Genomic DNA, 18,815 nt, shown 5'->3' with positions numbered 1-18,815 from the left:
CCACCGCCGCCGCCGCCGCCGGAACCGCCGAAGCAGCCGCCGCCGCAGATCATCAAGCAGGTGGTTCCGCCGCCGACACCGCCGCCGCCGGCACCGCCGCCGGCTGTAGCAGAGGCATCGAACAATGCCGTGGCGTCACCGCCGCCGGCACCGCCTGCGCCGCCGGCACCGCCTGCGGACATCACGGCGAGCCAGGACATCAGCTACAACAGCCGTATGCAGCCTAAGTACCCGCCACAGGCCATTCGCCAGCGGCACGAGGGCACGGTAACGTTGTTGATCCTGGTGGCCGTCGATGGCACGCCGAAGGACATCAAGGTCGATCAGTCCAGTGGTTTCCGCGAGCTGGATCGTGCGGCAATTGAAGCGGCTCAGCATTGGCGCTTCAACGCTGAAATGAAAAACGGTAAGAAGGTTGAGGGTTACGTGCGCGTACCCGTCAATTTCAATCTCAATCAGCTGTAATACCTATTACAGTTACAGTTCACGCTTGACTTCCAAGGGTAGCGTTTATGTTCCAACAGACTCCTGCACCGTCCGATGCCGCTCCGGCTCTGGGTGGCAACGCCAACGCTCAAGCCATGCAGCAAATGGGCTTTGGCGATCTTATCCATCACTTCGACCCGCTGGGTTGGATCGTGTTCGTGGTCCTGGTGGTGATGTCCTTCTCCTCCTGGTACTTCATCATCGCCAACGCCATCCGCAACTCGATGGTGCGCGGTCGCGCCGACGGCGTGATCAATGGCTTCTGGTCGAATAATTCGACTCAGGACGCCATCCGAGAGCTGGAAGCTCAGCCCAAGGGCGAACCCTTCTCGAAAATTGCCCTGGACGCCGCTTCGGCGGTCGCGCATCACCAGCAGGCTGCTGCCGGCGGTGGTCGCCTTGCCGAATCGCTCAGCCGTTCGGAGTTCATCGATCGTGCCCTGCGCCAGGCCGTTGCTCGCGAGAGCCTGCGTCTGGAAGGTGGCATGACCTTGCTCGCTACGGTCGGTTCGTCGGCACCGTTCATCGGTCTGCTCGGTACGGTGTGGGGCATCTATCACGCCCTGATCCGCATCGCTGCATCCGGCAACGCGTCGATGGAAGCGGTGGCTGGTCCGGTGGGTGAAGCTTTGATCATGACCGCCTTCGGTCTGTTCACCGCTATCCCGGCCGTGCTTGCCTACAACTTCTTCACCCGCTCGAACCGCCTGACCTACGCCCGTTTCGACGAATTCGCGCATGACTTGCACGACTTCTTCGCTACCGGTGCGCGCGTCGAAGGCGTCGCTCCGACTCAGAAGTGAGGATTGACCCATGGCGATGAGCTCCGGAACCGAATCCGGCTCGCCGATGTCGGAAATCAACGTCACGCCGCTGGTCGACGTGATGTTGGTGCTGCTGATCATTTTCATGATCACCGCTCCACTGATGTCGCATCGGATCACGGTGAAGCTACCCAACGCGAATCCGCGTATCGAAGACAATCAGCAGCGCCCGCCGCCGCTAGACGTAGCTATCAAGGAAGACGGCAGTATTTATTACGGTGATAGCACGACGGCGGCTACCGAAGCCGAACTGATCCAGCAATTTAAGATCATCGGAAATTCGCCGCCGCCGCAACCGGAAGTCCAAATTCGAGCTGCACAAAATACGGAATTTGGAATTGTTCGTAAGGTGCTTGCTGACGCTAAGGACTCCAGCGTGGTCCATATCGACTTCGTGACGACGGGTAAGGAGTAGTAGCTATGGCATTCAGCACTGGAAGCGGAAAAGGGCCGATGGCTGACATCAACGTCACGCCCTTGGTTGACGTGATGTTGGTCTTGCTGATCATTTTCATGATCACGGCACCCATCATGACGCACAACGTGCGTATCGACTTGCCGCAGCCGAACCCGAATGTGATTCCGCCGCCCAATCCGCCGGAACCGGTTCACCTGAAGATCGACCAGTCTGGTGGGTTCTACTGGAATGACACCCCGCTGGATGAGAATGGAATCAAAGCGCAGATGGCGATCATCGGGGCACAGAAGGATGCGAACCTGCAGCCGGAAGTGCAGATCGATGCGGCTGACGCGGTATCTTACCAAGTCGTTGCCCGCGTTCTGGCCGATGCCAAGAGCTACGGACTGAACAAGGTTGGCTTTACCGATAGCAACGGCGGTTGAACCGGAGCAGTTCAAGCGCTGCAAAACGTTACCCACAGAACCCCCGCGTACGCGGGGGTTTCTGTTTATGGGGGATTGAATGTGCGACTGCGGAGAATTTCGCGATTAGCCGTCTAGACGGCCGGTATCAACGCAATATCTGCAGGTAGTTGCGCACGGTGTTGGCCAACCCCTCGTAGAGCGCTTCGCCGATCAAAGCATGTCCGATCGATACTTCGGCCAGACCGGGGATCGCGACGCGCAAGGTACCGAGATTCGCCTGGCTGAGGTCGTGCCCCGCGTTGACCGCCAAGCTCGCCTGCTGTGCCCGGCGAGCCGTGTCCACGCACAAGGCGAGCTGTTCACCGACGTTGCCCTCGGCAAACGCTTCGGCATAAGGCCCGGTGTAGATTTCGATGCGCTGAACACCGATGGCCACGGCGTGTTCGAAACCGGTTGTGCCGGGATCCACGAACAGACTTACGCGGCAACCCAGCTCGCGTAGTTCCGCGACCAGCGGGCGTAGACGCTCTGCGTCATTGGCGAGATCGAAACCATGATCGGAAGTAATCTGTCCGTCGCTATCGGGCACCAACGTCACCTGGGTGGGGCGCACCTCGCGGGCCAAGGCAATCAAACCCGGATAGTCGCCGCGCGCCGCCGCGAACGGATTGCCTTCGATGTTGTATTCCACGCGCCCGCGTAAGACTGCAGCCAGCTTTCGCACATCATCCGGCCGCACATGGCGCAGGTCCGGGCGCGGGTGGACCGTGATGCCGCCACATCCCGCCTCGATGCAGGTCAACGCGGCGCGCGATATATCCGGTTCGTCGCCACCGCGCGAGTTGCGTAGCACGGCGATCTTGTTGAGATTGACGCTGAGCAGGGTCATGGATCGGGAACGTGTAGGTCGTGGGCCGGACACAGTGCGCCGTTCAGTCGCGGTCGGCAAGTGTCCACATGTCGATGGATCGTGACGAGCCACGCCAGGCTACGCTGGCTACATGATCGGTGTCGGGGTCGAGACGATGCAATTGCCACTGCGACGCATCGTCACCGTCAAGCCAATGCAGGTGAGGAACGGGTTCCATCGTGAGACGCAGGCGATTCAGGCCGAAGGCCAACCCGCGACCTAAGGCTTTTAGGACAGCCTCTTTGCCTGTCCACAGCTCCAGAAATGTGCGCTCACGTTGCGATTCGTCGACTGCCGCCAATGCTGCGGCTTCTTCGCGATGAAAGAAACGCTCCGCCAACTGCATCGCGCGGGGTCGTGGCCGGATGCGCTCGATGTCGATTCCCGGTGTCACTCCGTGCGCGACCACGATGATGGCCTTATCCACGCTATGCGACCAATTGAATTGCAGGAAGCGGTTCCACGGCTCGGTCAACTCTGGGCGCCCGTATTCGTCATCGACCAGCACGACGTCATCCGGCAACAAGCCAAGATAAGCTCCGAGCAAAGCACGCAGCGGCGCGCGTCGCTGCTCCCTTCGATAATTGAGCAGCCACACATGGATGGTGTCCATGCTTAAGCCGGCAGCGATGCCGGCAACATCGTGGCCGAGGGTGGTTCGCATTCCTACATGCTGCCGGAACGCCGCTGCCGGATACAAGCGCAGCGGCGATCGTGCAAAGTGATGTCGCATGGCCCCGCCGATGCGAGGCATAGGGTCACCTGATCAGGCGCTCATCGACCAGATTCTTCACCACGCCCGGATCGGCCAACGTCGAGATATCACCAAGTTGATCGGGCAGGTTTTCGCCGATCTTGCGCAGGATGCGGCGCATGATCTTGCCCGAACGCGTCTTGGGCAGGCCCGGTGCCCATTGGATGTAATCGGGCGTGGCAATGGGGCCGATTTCCTTACGCACCCAGGCAACCAACTCCTTGCGCAAATCGTCACTGCCCTGTTCGCCGGCCACCAAGGTCACGTAGGCATAAATGCCCTGGCCTTTGATCTCGTGCGGACAGCCCACGACGGCCGCTTCCGCTACTTTCGGATGCGCCACTAACGCGCTCTCCACTTCGGCAGTGCCGATGCGATGGCCGGACACATTGATCACGTCGTCGACGCGACCCGTAATCCAGTAATAGCCGTCTTCGTCGCGACGCACACCATCGCCGGTGAAATAGTTGCCTGGATATGCCTTGAAATACGTGTCGATGAAACGCTGGTGATCACCGTAGACCGTGCGCATCTGGCCGGGCCAGGAATCCGTAATCAGCAAGTTGCCTTCCGCCGCGCCCTCCAGCAACGTACCGCTTGCGTCGACTACAGCAGGCTTGACGCCGAAGAACGGCAGTGTGGCGGAGCCGGGTTTGGTATCGATCGCACCCGCCAGCGGCGTGATCAGAATGCCGCCGGTTTCTGTCTGCCACCACGTATCCACAATCGGGCAACGATCGTCGCCCACCACGCGGTGATACCACTCCCACGCTTCCGGATTGATCGGCTCGCCGACCGAACCGAGCAGACGAAGGCTGGCGCGCGAGAATTTCTTCACCGGCGCCTCGCCTTCACGCATCAATGCGCGTATAGCCGTGGGAGCGGTATAGAACAAAGTCACCTTATGCTTATCCACGACTTGCCAGAAACGGCTGAAATCCGGGTAATTCGGCACGCCATCGAACATCACCGTGGTCGCGCCGTTGGCGAGCGGACCGTAGACCACATAGCTATGCCCGGTCACCCAGCCCACGTCGGCGGTGCACCAATAAACGTCATCGTCGCGCACGTCGAACACGAGTTCGTGCGTAAAGCTCACATAGACCAGGTAACCCCCGGACGTGTGAAGTACGCCCTTCGGTTTACCCGTCGAACCGGAAGTGTAAAGGATGAATAGCGGATGTTCGGCTTCCATCGGTTCCGGCGGGCAATCGGCCGACTGCCCTTCCATCAGCGCGTGGTAATAGCGGTCGCGGGGGGATTGCATCGGCACCGCAGCACCTGTGCGCCGTACGACGATCACCGTTTCCACGCTGTTCGTGCCGGGGCGTTCCAGCGCGGCGTCGACATTTGCCTTGAGCGGAATCCTCTTGCCGCCACGCACACCTTCGTCCGCAGTCACCACCAGTTTTGCGGCGGAATCGGCGATACGGCCGGCCAGAGAATCGGGCGAAAATCCGCCGAACACCACGGAGTGAACCGCACCGATGCGCGCGCAGGCCAGCATCGCCACCGCAGCCTCGGGAACCATCGGCATATAGATCGCCACGCGATCGCCCTTGCTGATCCCCAGATGCTTGAGCGTATTGGCGAACTTGCAAACCTCGGCATGCAGCTCGCGATAACTGATGCGACGGGATTCGGCGGGATCGTCCCCTTCGAAAATGATCGCCGTCTTGTCGCCGCGCGTCGCCAGATGGCGATCCAGGCAATTGGCCGAGACATTGAGCTGACCGTCGTCGTACCAGCGAATGTGCAGGTCTTTCGGGTCGAAAGAAACGTCACGAATTCGGCTCGGCTTCTTCGCCCAGTCCAGCCTTTCGCCGATGCGGCCCCAGAATCCCTCGGGATCCTTTATCGATTCGGCATATAACTTCTCGTAGTCCGCTTTACGCAGGCGCGCCTTGGCGGCAAACGCGGGATCGACCGGATAGACCTTTGACATGCTTGCCTCCTGCTCACCGGTTTGCCGGGAGCGAACTCGGTGGGAACTGCACCACGCCCAAGCGAGGGCGGCCAACCGCTCGAGTGTAGCGTTTAGGTGGCTAAACCGCCAAAGGTGCAGTGCAACATTACTGTTGTGGAGGCTTATCGCGATCCAGCGATTTGCGCATAAGCTCGATCCGCAAATCCGGCTGAGCGTTGGCGGCGATGCGCGCCTGCGCGAAAGCCAGCGTCGTGGCGATCGCGCCGATCATGCCGATCAGCAACCAAAAGCCCATGGCGCCGGGACTGTGGCGGGTAAAACACAGGGCCCACGACAACAGCGTTGCACACAGCAGTAACCATCGCATGACGGGCCCCTCATCAAACTTGCCGCGATGCCGCCATCATATCGCTGCGCCTTGGCGCGAAATGCGATGCCTTCCACCGGTGCGACACGAGTCTTCTCATAATAGGAGTCGCCGATCAGGCAGCTCAGGGAATGCGGAACGATGACCGACCCGAATTCGTCCACTCCTATCGTGCACCGCTGGCGGCACTTGTTCGGCAATATCGCCGACTGGCTGGCCATCGGCCTGGATCATGGCAAGCCGGTCCGCGTTTCCCTGCTGATCCTGGTGTTCGCCACGGTGGTGATCAGCAATGTCGACCAGGCTACGGAGCTCTTTCTGATCGCCATGTGGGCCGATCCTAGCAATGCCCGCTACGCAGCCCTGCTGGTAACCGCGGCGATGGCAGGCCTGGCGGTCTGGTACACCGCGCTTAATGCCTATCGCCTGATCTATCCGCGTTGGCCAGCGTTGCAGGATCCCCGTGCCGCGCCCTTGCGCCGATGGATTCCCAGAATACTGGGCGCCATCGTGCCATTGCTGGTGCTGTTCGGTTATCTAATGGCATTGCAGAGCACACCGCACGCCACCTGCCTGACCGCGGTGCAGTGCCATCGACGTGATCTGCGTGCCGTCGGCTTGCTGATCGAATCGGCCGCCATGATCGCGTTCTTCATCGGGCGGCAATGGGTGTTGAAATCACGTTTACTGGCAGCGAACGCGCACACGGCGCAGGCCGGCTCGTTGGAACCGCGAGCAGAATCCATCACGGTACTCGGTACCACACCGCTCAGCGTATTTCTCGCCGTCTTGATGTTGAATGTGCTGATCACGGTGCTTGTGGCCATGCAACCGCGTCAGTTCGATGGCATGGGCTCGCTGGCCGTTTTGTTGATCACCGGCAGTTTCTTCTGCATGAGCGGCGGATTTCTATGCATGCTTGCTGATCGCCGAGGTGTGCCGCTGATCAGTTTGCTGGCACTTGCAGCGATAGGCCTACACGCCACGCACCTCAACGACAATCACCGCGTGCGTCAATATCCATCGATGAGCACGCACCAGCGGCCCGCGCCGCCGCCGCCGGAAAGCCGCCCGGATTTCGATACTTATGCCGACGCATGGCTGCAAAGCCGCTGTCGTCCGCAGCGCGCGTGTCCGGTCATCGTGGTATCGACCGAAGGCGGCGGTCTGCGCAGCGCAGCATGGACGGCGATGGTCTTGAGTCGCTTCACAGCACTGATCGATCAGCTAACGCCACCGAATGGCGGCGAGCCGCTGTTCGAGCGCTACCTGTTCGCCGGAAGTGGCGTCTCCGGCGGGAGTCTGGGCTTGGCGACCTACGTCGTTGCCTTGCAGAACCCACCGCAGACCGGCTTGTCCGCACAAACACGCAGCGAACACATACTCGACCACGACTTTCTTGCGCCAGTGATGGCAAATGCGTGGTTCATCGATTTCACGCAACGCTGGTTGCCCGGTGCTTTGTTCGACGATCGTGGACGCGCTCTTACACGTGCCTGGGAACAGGCGGCACAGGAGCAGGGCCAGATTGCGTTCGCGCAACCCTTTGCGGCCCTCTACCAACATGCCGATGGCAGTCTAAACGCCGACGTGCCGGCGCTATTTTTCAACAGCACGACCGTTGGCGAAGGATGGCGCTTTGTGCAGGACCCGTTCCGGCCGTTCGCCGAAAGTTCGTGGACAACGGCCTACGACGGCTCGCGTTGGCTCGACCCGCGCGTGCCCCTAAGCGAGGTGCTGCTCAATAGCGCGCGTTTCACTTTTCTGAGCCCCGCCGGCACACTGCAGACCGCAGCTACCACGGGTAGTCAGTCACCTACTCCCACCGCCTTGCAACTTGTCGACGGCGGCTACTTCGAAAACTCGGGCACGACGACCCTGCGCGAAATCATGCAGCGCTTGCGCACCATTGCCGCAAAGCAAGGACAGCCACTTCACTTCATTGTGCTTCACATCAGCAACGATCCCAGCCTGCACGACTTCGTCGATGCGCATGATCCCGCCCATCCGCTGCCTCTTTATTCGGTAGCGTGCCCGCGCACGCCAAGTCCTACGGAACGTTCGAGCTATGGCGAAGCGACAGCGCCGATCGTCGCCCTGCTGGATACGCGCAATGCGCGTGGCGAATTCGCTCGCGCTGAACTGCTTTCTTCACTGCAACTCAACAATGGCGAGCCTAGCGATGGCGACGTCCTCTGGCACATGCGTTTGTGCCCGGGCAACTACCCGCTTCCATTGGGCTGGACCATCTCCCCGCCCGTGTTCGACGAAATGCACCGGCAGTTGGAACAGAACTATCCGCTGAGCGCCATGGCAACGTGGCTCGATCAGCAATTGCAAAATGCCGCGCAGCCCTGAATGTCGCGACGAGTGAGACAGTCCGTACGCATCATAGGCAAATGGTTCACCCTCCTCGCCCGCTCAAAGGCCGCGGCGCCGCATCCAATCCGGAAGGGCGTTTCGAGACGATCCGGCATCACGCCGAAGACGATGGCTGGCAGCACGCCGTGCTCGATGAAGACCAACCGCGTCCGCGCACCGAAGTCACCGAAGAATGCGCACGCAGCGTCATCACCCACAACGACTCGCCGGACATCCGATTCACCCAGGCGTTGAACCCCTACCGCGGATGCGAACACGGCTGCATCTACTGCTTCGCAAGACCCAGCCACAGCTATCTCAACCTCTCGCCGGGCCTCGACTTCGAAACGAAACTGCGAGCCAAGACGAATCTTGCCGAGGTGCTGCGAGCGGATCTTGCTAAGCCGAACTACATCGTCAGCCCGATCAACATCGGCAGCAATACCGATCCTTATCAGCCGATAGAAAAGCGCTGGCGTATTACGCGTGCTGCGCTGGAAGTGTTAGCCGAATGTCATCATCCCTGCACCATTGTCACCAAGAATGCGTTGGTCGAACGCGATCTGGACATTCTGGTCCCCATGGCCCGCGAACGGTTGGTGCAAGTATTCGTGTCGGTGAATTCGCTGGACAACCACTTGGCAGCGAAACTCGAACCGCGCGCCAGCGCACCGCATCGGCGTATCAAGGCGGTCCGCATGTTGGCGGACGCCGGTGTGCCGGTCGGCGTGTTAGTAGCGCCGATCATTCCGGCATTGAATGATCGGGATATGGAAGCGGTGCTGGAACAGGCGGCTGACGCCGGCGCATCGTGTGCCGGTTACACCGTGCTGCGCCTGCCTCATGAATTGAAGGCGCTATTCCGCGAATGGCTGGCGCTGCACGCGCCGCAACGCGCAGCGCATGTGATGAGCCTGGTGCAGCAAATGAACGGTGGTCGTGACTACGACAGCAACTTCGCGACGCGCATGCGCGGTCAAGGTGTGTTCGCGGAACTGTTGCGTCGACGTTTCGAACTTGCTTGTCGTCGTCACGGTTTTGGCCGCGCGCGCGATTTGCGACTGGAAACATCGCGCTTTATACCGCTGCGCAAGCCATCGCCACAGGGCGAACTGTTCTGACCTTCCCCTTCCTGCGCAGGAAAGAGAAGGTCGTACCGGTCACTGGCCCGGCGGCAAGTATTTTTCGAACCAGTTCAGCGCGCGCTGTAGTACGTCACGCTGGTTCACCGGGTTGTAGAAGTGATGCCCTTCGTTTGGATACACCACCAACGAGGTCGGCACACCTAGCGCGCGCAACGCATGCCAGTATTCGAACGATTGCGGCGCGGGACACTCCGCGTCGCGCTCGCCCACCACGATCAGTGTAGGCGTCTTCACCTTCTTGATGAAATTGATCGCCGAGCTCTTCGCGTAAATCGCCGGGTCGTCGTACACGGATGCGCCGAAGAACGGGACCATCCACTGGTCGATCAAATTCTGTCCGTAATAACTCTGCCAGTTGGCGATGCCAGCACCGGCGACCACAGCGCGGAAGCGCTGTGTCTGCGTCGGCGCGAACATGCTCATGAAACCGCCGTAGCTCCACCCGGTGAGGCCGAGGCGATGGTCGTCCACCGGCACCATCTTCTCCACTGCATCCACGCCGGCGAGCGTGTCGCGCAGATCGCCGTAGCCAAAGTCCTTGCGATTGGCCTGCACGAAGGCTTCGCCTTCACCGAAGCTGCCGCGCGGATTGGTCATGAAGACGAAGTAACCCAGCGTGGAGAACGGCGCGGCGCCGTAACCGACGGACGGCCAATGCGGAATGTCGGCGGCCGAAGGACCGCCGTGCACGTTGACGATCATCGGATAGTGCTTGTTCGGATCGTAGTTGGCGGGATAGAGCAGCCAACCTTGCACGTGGTAGCCCTCGTTGTCCCATTCCACGGAACGCGCCTTGCCCCAGCTCGGCTTCTGATCGGCATTGAGGGCGGTGACCGCTTTCGGCATCTCGCTGCCGATCGGCCCCGCATAGACTTCAGGTGCGACGTCGAAGGACGATTGGCCGAATGCGACGTACGAGTGATCAGCAGACAGTGAAAGCGCCCCGAGAGCGGTGCCGTCGCCGGTATAACCCGGTGCGGTGAACAACACGCGCTTTTGCTGCGCGCGGTCGGCTTGCACGTCGTATTCCGCCAATTGCAACTGTCCGTTATCGACTTGGTTTACCAGCATCGATTGCGGCGAACTCCAGCTGAACCATGCAGGTGTCACGTGGATGCCAGGCGTGAGATCGACCGGCGCACCGCCATGAGCTGAAACGCTGTAGAGATCGCCGCCTGTCGAACCCTGGTCGCTCATCAGACCGCCGATAAAGGCGATGCGCGAGCCATCCGGCGACCAACGCGGCAGCGCGATCTGCAATCCATGCAACGACCCGCTTACCGTGTGCGGATCGACCAACGCAGTGCGCGTTGCGTTGGGTTGCGCATCCTGCACATAGAGCTGCGCGATCCACCAGTTGTTGTCACCGGGCGCGGGCGCGGCAACGTAGGCCACGCGCTTGCTGTCGGGTGCCCAACTGAATTCGTAGACGTAACTGTCCGCCGGCGTCACCGGTTGTGGCACGCCGCCTTCGGCAGGCACGGTGGCGACGCGCTGCACTTCGATACCTTCCACACCGATTTCGCCGGTAGCCGGTTTGGCGGCCGCCAAGGCGCTGGCGCGGCGCGTTGCGCCTTCAACATAAAGAAGCGCGAGCGTCTTGCCATCCGGCGCCCAACTCAGACTATGCGCATAACCATTCAGACTCGAAAGATGGACAGGTTTGCCCTGTCCCTGCGTGTCGAGCACATAGATATCCGGCTGTTTGCTGCCGCCCATGCCAACGCGTGCACTGGCGCAGTTGGAGAAAAAGGCAAGGTGCCGAGAATCGGGCGCCCACGCCAGACCGCTCTCGCTGCATGTACCCGGCTTGGCCGCCAGACCGATACTGCGGGGATGCTGGCCTTGTGCGTCAGCCAGCATGATACCGGGCTTGCCGCCCGTCTCCACCACCCACGCCAGTTGATGACCATCCGGCGATAACGCCACCTCATCGATCTCGCGAACTTTACCCAGCTGGGTAAGCAGGGCGTCGATACGCGGATCGGTCGCGCTATGCGTATCGGCAGCGGCAACAGGGGCGAGCAGGGCTGCCAGCAAGGGCAGAAACAGACGGGTGGATTTGAGCATGGCGTCAAATTTTTATAGACACGGGAGGGCCTTACGCTAACAGTTCACGTCGGCCATGCCCATGTGCACGACGACACCTAAAGCGTGACTCCCACTCTTCCGGTAAGCAGCAGCGGCAGTCATGGAGCCGATACGGGCCGGCCCGTACAATGACCGCATGAAGATTGCTTCGTGGAACGTGAATTCGCTCAAGGTGCGCATACCGCATCTCACGCAGTGGCTGGCTGACGCGCAGCCGGACGTAGTGGCGTTGCAGGAAACCAAGCTGGAAGACGCGAAATTTCCCGTCGATGAACTCGCCGCGGCCGGCTATCACGCGGTGTTCTCCGGGCAGAAGACCTACAACGGCGTGGCGATCCTGGCGCGCAACGATACCGGGCTGACCTTCGGTGATGTGGTCACCGATATCCCTGGCCTGGACGACCCGCAGCGCCGCATCCTGGCCGCCACGATCGGCGGTGTGCGGGTGGTGGATCTGTACGTGGTCAACGGCAAGGCCGTGGGCGACGAGAAATATACGTACAAATTGCATTGGCTGGAACGGGTGCAGGCGTTCCTGGCGCAGGAGATCCAGCGGCATCCCAAACTGGTCGTGCTGGGCGACTTCAACATCGCCCCGGATGACCGCGACCTCTACGACCCGGCCGGCTGGGGCGAGGAAGTCCTGTGTTCGCCACCTGAACGGGCGGCCCTGAAATCCATCACGGATTTGGGCCTGCACGACAGCTTTCGGCTGTTTGAACAGGACGGTGGCCATTACAGTTGGTGGGACTACCGGCAGGGCGCGTTCCGGCGCAACATGGGTTTACGCATCGACTTGATCCTGCTCGGCGATGCCCTGAAATCGTCGGTAAAGGCCGCCGCCATCGACCGCGAACCGCGGCGCTGGGAGCGACCCTCCGACCACACCCCGGTCACGGTGGACCTGGATATCTGATGACGAAGAGCCTGCTTTCATACTCCAAATACCCCGCGTTGCTTCTGAGTGGCCGTCAGGTGGTAGCGCGTGGCGCAGCGCCTGACTGGCTGTCAGGTCAAGCCGCGTGCTGCCGCATGGCGGCCACTCAGAAGCAACCCGAAGGGCCGGGTCTGTTTGCCCACATGGCTGCGTCATCACTCAGTTACGTATCGACATACGCGCCTTCGTTCTTCCTTGCCCTGCGGGCAAACAGCTCCCGGCGCGGGGTATTTGGAGTATGAAAGCAGGCTCTACCAAGACCGATTGGCCCAGTTCGCTGGACGATAACGAGCTCGACGAGCTGGACATGTATTTGCGAGCCCACGCTCAGGACAGCCGCCTGCTGCTCGACGGCGTCCACGGCCTGCTTTCTGCGCTAGCCGTTGGGCCTATGCAGGTGCTGCCCGAGGAATGGCTGCCCGAAGTGCTGCACGAGCCGTTCGCGGACGAGGACGAAGGCAACCGCGTGCTCGCCCTGCTGGCCAAACTCAACGACTCGATCAGCGCGGAGCTCGATGTCGATGCCTACGAGCCGATCCTCGGCGAAGTGGAGACCGAGACCGGCCCGGTATTGTCGGCGGCAGGTTGGTGCGAAGGTTTCAGTCGCGGTATCGATCTGCGCGCCATGCTATGGGAAAAGCGCCTCGCCGATGACCCGCCGCTGATGGAACTGCTCGGCCCGGTGATGGCCCTGGCGGTGGATGAAGGCATCCTCAGCGCGGAAGCCGAGTTCGAAAAACTCACCGACGAGGAATACGACGACTGCCTGGCGCAACTGCCGGCCGTGCTGATTGCCGTGAATCACTACTGGTCGGAACATCCGGCGACCGAGGCGGAACTCGATGCGCTGAACCAAGCGAGCGAGACGAAGAACGAGCAGCCTCCGCCGCCACGGCAGCGCAGCGGGCACTGGGTGCACTAACCGCACCCTTGGCTTTCTGCCGCGGGAAACAGTCCGTTCGCAGGACACCCCCTTGGGTGCGCATCGCGACGCAACCATCATGGGCGGCAGTTCTCTTTACCGGAGCAAGCCATGACTGAGCGCAGCATTCTCCGCCGCATTCGCGGCACCGACACCTCCGATGGTGCGGGCGTCAAACTCAAGCGCATCATCGGCCAGCCGGGTCTGGACATGCTCGATCCATTCCTGCTGCTGGACGAATTCCGTTCCGACCAGGCGGGCGATTACATCGCCGGATTTCCGGAGCATCCGCATCGCGGCTTCGAAACCGTGACCTACATGCTGGCCGGCCACATGCAGCACGGCGACAACCACGGCAACCGCGGCGACCTCATGCCCGGCAGCGTGCAGTGGATGACCGCCGGGCGCGGCATCGTGCACTCGGAAATGCCGCAGCAGGAAAACGGCCTGATGTGGGGTTTCCAGCTGTGGGTGAACCTGCCGGCCAAGGACAAAATGACCGAACCGCGCTACCAGGACATCAGCCCCGAGCGAATCCCGGTCGTGCACCCCGCCGAAGGGGTCACGGTGAAGGTAATTGCCGGCACGCTGGGTGAGGCTGTGGGTCCCGTGGCAGGGATTGTCACCTCGCCGGTGTATTTGGATATCGCCTTGGAAGCGGGCGCCGGAATAGACATTCCGTTACCGGAAGGCCATCACGCCTTCGCCTATGTGTTCGATGGCAGCGATGCCCAGGTCGCCGGCGAAAAGCTCTCGCGCAGCGAACTGGCGGTGCTGTCCAAAGGCGACAGCGTGCGCATAGCCGGTCGCGAAACCCCGGCCCGCGTATTGCTTGTGGCCGGCCAGCCTTTGCAGGAGCCCGTGGCGCGCTATGGCCCGTTCGTGATGAACACGCCCGAGCAGATCCACGAAGCCATCGCCGATTTCCGCGCCGGCAAATTCTAAGCGCCACTACGTCGAACGCGTTTTGCCCAAGACATAGCCCTGTCGATATCCGTATCGACAGGGCTATATTCGTTCCGGAGACGATGTTCTGCCTGCTGACTCTGCGGGGTAATCGCGATGAGCAAGGAATTGAGTTCTGAGGCGATGTTGCGACGTCGCTTTTTGCAGGCCGCCGGCCTGTTTGGGTCGATCGGACTGTGGGGTGGAACTGCCGCCCTCGGCGCGACAACGAAGTCGGTTCGATTGCCATTCGCCAATGGCGAGCGCGAATTGACCAACGCGTTTCCGCAGAAAGGCGAAATGATTCTGCTGCGGACGCGCCCGCCGCTGCTGGAAACACCCTTCGATGTATTCGACCACGGTGTATTCACGCCCAATAATCGCTTCTTCGTACGCTGGCATCTGCCCTATATCCCCACGCAGATCGACGCGGAGGCATTTCGCCTGACCGTGCATGGGCATGTCGGCAAGAATCTCTCGTTGAGCCTTCACCAGCTGATGACCGAATTCGAGCCGGTCGAGATCGCTGCGGTCAACCAGTGCTCGGGCAATTCCCGCGGCTTTTTCGACCCGCGCGTGGCGGGTGGTCAGTGGGCCAATGGCGCGATGGGCTGTGCACGCTGGACCGGTGTGCGCCTGAAAGACGTTCTGGATCGGGCTGGCGTGAACGCGGACGCCGTGCAAGTTCGTTTCAATGGGTTGGACAGCGGCATCATTGCGTCGACGCCCGATTTCATAAAGTCGCTCGATATCGATCACGCGCGCGATGGCGAGGTGATGATCGCCTACGGCATGAATGGCGAGCAGCTGCCACTGTTGAACGGCTTCCCCACGCGCCTGATTGTGCCCGGATGGTATTCCACCTACTGGGTCAAAATGCTCAACGACATCGAAGTGCTGAACAAGCCCGACGACAACTTTTGGATGGCGAAGGCTTACCTGATACCCGACACGCCGAACGCTAACGTCAAGCCAGGGCAGACCGGCTTCCATAGCGTGCCGATCAATCGCATGGTGCCGCGTTCTTTCATCACCAATCTTCGCGATGGCGATCGCGTACTTGCCGGTCACGCCGTGCAAGTTCGCGGCATCGCTTTCGGTGGCGACACGGGTGTGGCGAAAGTGCTTTGGTCCAACGATGGTGGCACACATTGGCGCGATGCGACGCTGGAAGAGGATCACGGCAAGTACAGCTTCCGGCGCTGGCATGCGCATTACACGCCGGGCTCCCGCGGTGAAAACACCTTGATGGTCAAGGCGGTCAACAGCAACGGCGTCGAGCAACCCGATGCTGCGAACTGGAATGCGGGCGGCTTCATGCGCAACGTCGTCGAGTCGACCAAGATCACCGTTGCCTGAGGGTGTCGCTATGAAACGCAAACTTGCATTCGACGTGGCGGCGTTACTACTGGCCCTCGTTGTCTCAGGTTCTTCGGCACACGAGGCTGCGCGGCCCGCGCCGATAACCATCCATTCGGTCTCCGTGAACCTTCCATCCAGCGCGGCAACATTCCCACCTGGACCGGGTTCGGATATCGCCGCCAAATGTCTGATCTGCCATTCGGCCGGCATGGTGCTCAGGCAGCCTGCGTTGTCGCAAGCCGCTTGGAAGGCCGAGATCAACAAAATGCGCACGGTCTACGGTGCGCCCATCGATGAAACCGAGGTCGACACACTGACCGTCTACATGACCAAGGTCAACGCAGACCAGCAGAGCCATTGATTCGTCGACCGAGAGCGATGTGCCGCTGAACGTGGGGATATCCGTTCGCCGCACGCGCACGTGATCCGGTCGCGCAAGGCCCACAAGCGACGCTGTAGGACTGAAATCGGTCTCGGCAACGACCTATGCCATGGCCGAGACGCCCGCATTCGGCCTTCAAAATCAATTAGATAGACCTAAAGCCGTACAGTTGGCAGGCCCCATGCATGGCTAACACCGCAAGAGGGGAGTTACGCGGGGATATCGGTATTAAAGGAATAGCCATCCATGACGATCTTGGTGGCAAGGACGGCGAACTCCGACAAATCGTTAAACGATTGAGCAATGAAGGGCTTGCGAGGCATGAATTTTCGGCGTTAAATAAAGATTAATCTAAACAGGTTCATGTGCCTGTAAAATCATGCTTCGTAAAAATTTCAGAAAGAACACATAACTAGCTGTTTCTAAAAAGATCATGACTGTCCTGACACTCACCCTGATCATCGCACTCCTCGCTCTGGCAGCGGTCGCGGTCAAGCGTGTGCCGGCGGGACAGGTCCACAGCCTCTATCGGCACGGCAAGCCGGTGCGCCTGCTGCAGCCGGGCACCCATGTGGTGCTGCCGCTGCTGGATCGCGTCGGACACCGCATCGACCTCGGCGGCCGCACGCTCCGCTTCGACGCGTCGATGGCCGAAACGCAAGCGGTGCACGGCACCGTGTACTGGCAGGTGCTCGAACCCGAGCGCGCCGATGCGGTGATCGAACAGGCCGACCAGCTTATCCGTAGCGGTGTGCTCGATGCGCTGCATGCCGATACCGAAGCGAGCCAGGCCGAACGCCGCGAAGTGGCCGCCCGCCTCAAGTGCAGCCTCAACCAGCATCTGCGCGAAAACGGTGTGATGGTGACTCGCGTGGAGCTGGAAGCCGCCTGATTCAACAGAAGAACTGTCCAGGTCGCCCAAGAAGCACCGGCGCAGGGGAATCTGAAAGCATCGACCCGCTACGGCGGGTCTTCTTTTATCGGAAGCTGGCGCGCAAGGCATGCCGCCCGGATACTGATCGACCCCTTCATCCACGGAACGACGATGACCGCGCGCACCGCCCTGCAAACCCAACTCGAACAGGGCATCGATGCGCTCGGTCTGCGGTTGCCGGCCGATGCCGTGCCGCGCCTGCTCGATTACCTCGCCCTGCTGGAGCGCTGGAACGCGGCCTACAACCTAACTGCCGTCCGCGATCCCGCGCAGATGGTCACCCGCCATCTCCTCGATGCGCTGGCCATCTTCCCCTACGTGCAAGGCGACACTCTTGCGGACCTCGGCACCGGCCCTGGCCTGCCCGGTATTCCGATCGCCATTGCCGCACCCGGGCGGCAGGTACTCCTGGTCGATTCCAACGGCAAAAAAGTGCGCTTTCTGCGCGAGGCGATTCGCGCGCTGAAGCTGGAGGGCGTGCGTGCCGTGCAATCGCGGGTGGAGGACGTGGAAGGCCAGTTCGACTGCATCACGGCGCGCGCCTTCGCCAGCCTGGCCGACATGCTGGCTTGGGGCGGCCACCTGCTGGCACCGCAAGGGATATGGCTGGCGATGAAGGGCAAGACGCCCGACGATGAGCTGCCTGGCGTGCCGCCCGCCTTCGCAGTACGTGCTATCCATGCGCTACAAGTCCCAGGGCTGGAAGCTTCCGAGCGCCATCTCGTCGTGCTCGGGCGGGCAGGCTGCTAATCTAGCCGTCCTTTCGAACACGCACGGTACCGGACGAGACATGGCCCGTATCATCGCTGTCGCCAACCAAAAGGGTGGCGTCGGCAAAACCACTACCGCCGTCAATCTCGCCGCGGCGCTCGCCGCAGCGAAGCGCAAAGTGCTGCTGGTCGATCTCGATCCGCAAGGCAACGCGACCATGGCGTCGGGCGTGGACAAGCACGAAGCCACACCTAATGGCTGCGAAGTGCTATTGGGCGAAGCACCGATCGAGCAGGCCATCGTCACTACCGAAGCGCATTACGATTTGCTGCCCGGCAATGGCGATCTCACCGCTGCCGAACTCAAGCTGATGGATGCGCTGGCGCGCGAAAGTCGCCTCAAAGAACAGCTGGAAAAAGTCGTCGGCAAATACGACACCATTCTGGTCGATTGCCCGCCTACGCTGCATCTGCTCACGGTCAACGCGTTGACCGCTGCGCACAGTTTGCTGATTCCCGTGCAGTGCGAATACTTCGCGCTGGAAGGTCTTTCCAGTCTGCTCGATACCGTCAAGGCCGTGCGCCAGCATTTGAATCCGAAGCTGGAAATCGAAGGTTTGCTGCGCACCATGTACGACGTGCGCAACAACCTCGGCAACGAAGTGTCCGCGCAGCTCACGCAGCATTTCGGCGACAAGGTGCTGCGCTCGATCATTCCGCGCAATGTGCGCCTGGCCGAGGCGCCCAGTCACGGTCAGCCGATTCACCTCTACGACCGCAGCTCGCGCGGCGCAATCGCTTACATCGGACTCGCCGGCGAGATCATCCGCCGCGAACGCGGTTCGCAGGCCGCCGTCGCAGCGCTGCACGCCATGCACGGCGACGCGCCCGAGGAAACGCTGGAAGCCTCGGCACATCTGGATCAGGAGTAAG

20 protein-coding genes are annotated in these 18,815 nt (G+C 61.1%); 15 read left to right on the top strand and 5 right to left on the bottom strand.

Annotated elements, in window-relative coordinates; all coding sequences use genetic code 11:
• The 4 genes from QQL64_RS18210 to QQL64_RS18195 form a co-directional block, all read left to right on the top strand.
• A partial coding sequence (locus QQL64_RS18210) for an energy transducer TonB (protein ID WP_284402180.1) occupies positions 1-465 on the top strand: 465 nt, incomplete at its 5' end.
• 47 nt (positions 466-512) lie between these two features.
• A complete protein-coding gene (locus QQL64_RS18205; RefSeq protein WP_284402178.1) occupies positions 513-1,289 on the top strand; it encodes a MotA/TolQ/ExbB proton channel family protein in 777 nt (258 codons plus the stop codon).
• Positions 1,290-1,299: 10 nt separating this feature from the next.
• Positions 1,300-1,725 (top strand): ExbD/TolR family protein, encoded by a 426-nt coding sequence (locus QQL64_RS18200; protein WP_284402177.1) that lies wholly within the window; start codon positions 1,300-1,302, stop codon positions 1,723-1,725.
• Positions 1,726-1,730: 5 nt separating this feature from the next.
• Complete coding sequence (locus tag QQL64_RS18195; protein WP_284402175.1) at positions 1,731-2,153, top strand: ExbD/TolR family protein; 423 nt, start codon at positions 1,731-1,733, stop codon at positions 2,151-2,153.
• A gap of 127 nt (positions 2,154-2,280) precedes the next feature.
• Here the strand turns inward: QQL64_RS18195 and QQL64_RS18190 are convergent, their stop codons facing one another.
• The 4 genes from QQL64_RS18190 to QQL64_RS18175 form a co-directional block, all read right to left on the bottom strand.
• Positions 2,281-3,024 carry a pyridoxine 5'-phosphate synthase gene (locus tag QQL64_RS18190; RefSeq protein ID WP_284402173.1) on the bottom strand — a complete coding sequence of 248 codons (744 nt, stop codon included), beginning with the start codon at positions 3,022-3,024 and terminating at the stop codon, positions 2,281-2,283.
• Positions 3,025-3,067: 43 nt separating this feature from the next.
• Positions 3,068-3,709 (bottom strand): 4'-phosphopantetheinyl transferase family protein, encoded by a 642-nt coding sequence (locus QQL64_RS18185; protein WP_284402171.1) that lies wholly within the window; start codon positions 3,707-3,709, stop codon positions 3,068-3,070.
• 94 nt (positions 3,710-3,803) lie between these two features.
• Positions 3,804-5,744, bottom strand: coding sequence for an acetate--CoA ligase (gene acs / locus QQL64_RS18180; protein ID WP_284402169.1), 1,941 nt, complete (start codon positions 5,742-5,744; stop codon positions 3,804-3,806).
• Positions 5,745-5,871: 127 nt separating this feature from the next.
• The gene (locus QQL64_RS18175; protein WP_284402168.1) at positions 5,872-6,093 is read right to left on the bottom strand and encodes a hypothetical protein; all 222 of its coding nucleotides are present in this window, start codon (positions 6,091-6,093) and stop codon (positions 5,872-5,874) included.
• Positions 6,094-6,234: 141 nt separating this feature from the next.
• Between QQL64_RS18175 and QQL64_RS18170 the strand changes: the two genes are divergently transcribed.
• Entirely contained in the window at positions 6,235-8,451 is a 2,217-nt protein-coding gene (locus QQL64_RS18170) for a hypothetical protein (RefSeq protein ID WP_284402166.1), read from the top strand.
• A 41-nt stretch (positions 8,452-8,492) separates the two neighbouring features.
• Positions 8,493-9,575, top strand: a complete 1,083-nt coding sequence (locus QQL64_RS18165; RefSeq protein WP_284402164.1) for a PA0069 family radical SAM protein — start codon at positions 8,493-8,495, stop codon at positions 9,573-9,575.
• A 39-nt stretch (positions 9,576-9,614) separates the two neighbouring features.
• Here the strand turns inward: QQL64_RS18165 and QQL64_RS18160 are convergent, their stop codons facing one another.
• Positions 9,615-11,669, bottom strand: coding sequence for a S9 family peptidase (locus QQL64_RS18160; protein ID WP_284402162.1), 2,055 nt, complete (start codon positions 11,667-11,669; stop codon positions 9,615-9,617).
• Positions 11,670-11,826: 157 nt separating this feature from the next.
• On the opposite strand from QQL64_RS18160, the gene xth reads away from it, so the two are divergent.
• The 9 genes from xth to QQL64_RS18115 all read left to right on the top strand — a co-directional run bounded on the left by xth (position 11,827) and on the right by QQL64_RS18115 (position 18,814).
• Positions 11,827-12,606, top strand: a complete 780-nt coding sequence (xth, locus tag QQL64_RS18155; RefSeq protein ID WP_284402160.1) for an exodeoxyribonuclease III — start codon at positions 11,827-11,829, stop codon at positions 12,604-12,606.
• A gap of 259 nt (positions 12,607-12,865) precedes the next feature.
• Complete coding sequence (locus QQL64_RS18150; RefSeq protein WP_284402159.1) at positions 12,866-13,549, top strand: YecA/YgfB family protein; 684 nt, start codon at positions 12,866-12,868, stop codon at positions 13,547-13,549.
• A gap of 111 nt (positions 13,550-13,660) precedes the next feature.
• Positions 13,661-14,494, top strand: coding sequence for a pirin family protein (locus tag QQL64_RS18145; protein WP_284402158.1), 834 nt, complete (start codon positions 13,661-13,663; stop codon positions 14,492-14,494).
• A 117-nt stretch (positions 14,495-14,611) separates the two neighbouring features.
• Positions 14,612-15,853: a molybdopterin-dependent oxidoreductase gene (locus QQL64_RS18140; protein ID WP_284402156.1), complete on the top strand. Its 1,242-nt coding sequence runs from the start codon at positions 14,612-14,614 to the stop codon at positions 15,851-15,853.
• 10 nt (positions 15,854-15,863) lie between these two features.
• On the top strand, positions 15,864-16,217 hold the full coding sequence (locus QQL64_RS18135) for a hypothetical protein (RefSeq protein ID WP_284402154.1): 354 nt from the start codon (positions 15,864-15,866) through the stop codon (positions 16,215-16,217).
• Positions 16,218-16,423: 206 nt separating this feature from the next.
• Positions 16,424-16,588: a hypothetical protein gene (locus QQL64_RS18130; RefSeq protein ID WP_284402153.1), complete on the top strand. Its 165-nt coding sequence runs from the start codon at positions 16,424-16,426 to the stop codon at positions 16,586-16,588.
• 83 nt (positions 16,589-16,671) lie between these two features.
• The gene (locus QQL64_RS18125; protein ID WP_284402151.1) at positions 16,672-17,130 is read left to right on the top strand and encodes an SPFH domain-containing protein; all 459 of its coding nucleotides are present in this window, start codon (positions 16,672-16,674) and stop codon (positions 17,128-17,130) included.
• A gap of 153 nt (positions 17,131-17,283) precedes the next feature.
• The gene (gene rsmG / locus QQL64_RS18120) at positions 17,284-17,922 is read left to right on the top strand and encodes a 16S rRNA (guanine(527)-N(7))-methyltransferase RsmG (protein WP_284402149.1); all 639 of its coding nucleotides are present in this window, start codon (positions 17,284-17,286) and stop codon (positions 17,920-17,922) included.
• A gap of 40 nt (positions 17,923-17,962) precedes the next feature.
• Entirely contained in the window at positions 17,963-18,814 is an 852-nt protein-coding gene (locus tag QQL64_RS18115) for a ParA family protein (RefSeq protein ID WP_284402147.1), read from the top strand.
• The last annotated feature ends 1 nt before the right edge of the window (position 18,815 follow it).

The sequence above is a fragment of the Dyella lipolytica genome (assembly GCF_030160075.1).
Taxonomy (GTDB): Bacteria; Pseudomonadota; Gammaproteobacteria; order Xanthomonadales; family Rhodanobacteraceae; genus Dyella_B; species Dyella_B lipolytica.
The sequence above is the reverse complement of the archived record's forward strand: the minus strand, read 5'-3'. Positions and strand labels throughout refer to the sequence as shown.

Bases quoted from the DNA above. Each gene is read 5' to 3' on its own strand.
- QQL64_RS18205 (WP_284402178.1), top strand. From the start codon at position 513: ATGTTCCAACAGACTCCTGCACCGTCCGATGCCGCTCCGGCTCTGGGT.
- QQL64_RS18200 (WP_284402177.1), top strand. From the start codon at position 1,300: ATGGCGATGAGCTCCGGAACCGAATCCGGCTCGCCGATGTCGGAAATC.
- QQL64_RS18195 (WP_284402175.1), top strand. From the start codon at position 1,731: ATGGCATTCAGCACTGGAAGCGGAAAAGGGCCGATGGCTGACATCAAC.
- QQL64_RS18190 (WP_284402173.1), bottom strand. From the start codon at position 3,024: ATGACCCTGCTCAGCGTCAATCTCAACAAGATCGCCGTGCTACGCAAC.
- QQL64_RS18185 (WP_284402171.1), bottom strand. From the start codon at position 3,709: ATGCGAACCACCCTCGGCCACGATGTTGCCGGCATCGCTGCCGGCTTA.
- acs (WP_284402169.1), bottom strand. From the start codon at position 5,744: ATGTCAAAGGTCTATCCGGTCGATCCCGCGTTTGCCGCCAAGGCGCGC.
- QQL64_RS18175 (WP_284402168.1), bottom strand. From the start codon at position 6,093: ATGCGATGGTTACTGCTGTGTGCAACGCTGTTGTCGTGGGCCCTGTGT.
- QQL64_RS18170 (WP_284402166.1), top strand. From the start codon at position 6,235: ATGACCGACCCGAATTCGTCCACTCCTATCGTGCACCGCTGGCGGCAC.
- QQL64_RS18165 (WP_284402164.1), top strand. From the start codon at position 8,493: ATGGTTCACCCTCCTCGCCCGCTCAAAGGCCGCGGCGCCGCATCCAAT.
- QQL64_RS18160 (WP_284402162.1), bottom strand. From the start codon at position 11,669: ATGCTCAAATCCACCCGTCTGTTTCTGCCCTTGCTGGCAGCCCTGCTC.
- xth (WP_284402160.1), top strand. From the start codon at position 11,827: ATGAAGATTGCTTCGTGGAACGTGAATTCGCTCAAGGTGCGCATACCG.
- QQL64_RS18150 (WP_284402159.1), top strand. From the start codon at position 12,866: ATGAAAGCAGGCTCTACCAAGACCGATTGGCCCAGTTCGCTGGACGAT.
- QQL64_RS18145 (WP_284402158.1), top strand. From the start codon at position 13,661: ATGACTGAGCGCAGCATTCTCCGCCGCATTCGCGGCACCGACACCTCC.
- QQL64_RS18140 (WP_284402156.1), top strand. From the start codon at position 14,612: ATGAGCAAGGAATTGAGTTCTGAGGCGATGTTGCGACGTCGCTTTTTG.
- QQL64_RS18135 (WP_284402154.1), top strand. From the start codon at position 15,864: ATGAAACGCAAACTTGCATTCGACGTGGCGGCGTTACTACTGGCCCTC.
- QQL64_RS18130 (WP_284402153.1), top strand. From the start codon at position 16,424: ATGGCTAACACCGCAAGAGGGGAGTTACGCGGGGATATCGGTATTAAA.
- QQL64_RS18125 (WP_284402151.1), top strand. From the start codon at position 16,672: ATGACTGTCCTGACACTCACCCTGATCATCGCACTCCTCGCTCTGGCA.
- rsmG (WP_284402149.1), top strand. From the start codon at position 17,284: ATGACCGCGCGCACCGCCCTGCAAACCCAACTCGAACAGGGCATCGAT.
- QQL64_RS18115 (WP_284402147.1), top strand. From the start codon at position 17,963: ATGGCCCGTATCATCGCTGTCGCCAACCAAAAGGGTGGCGTCGGCAAA.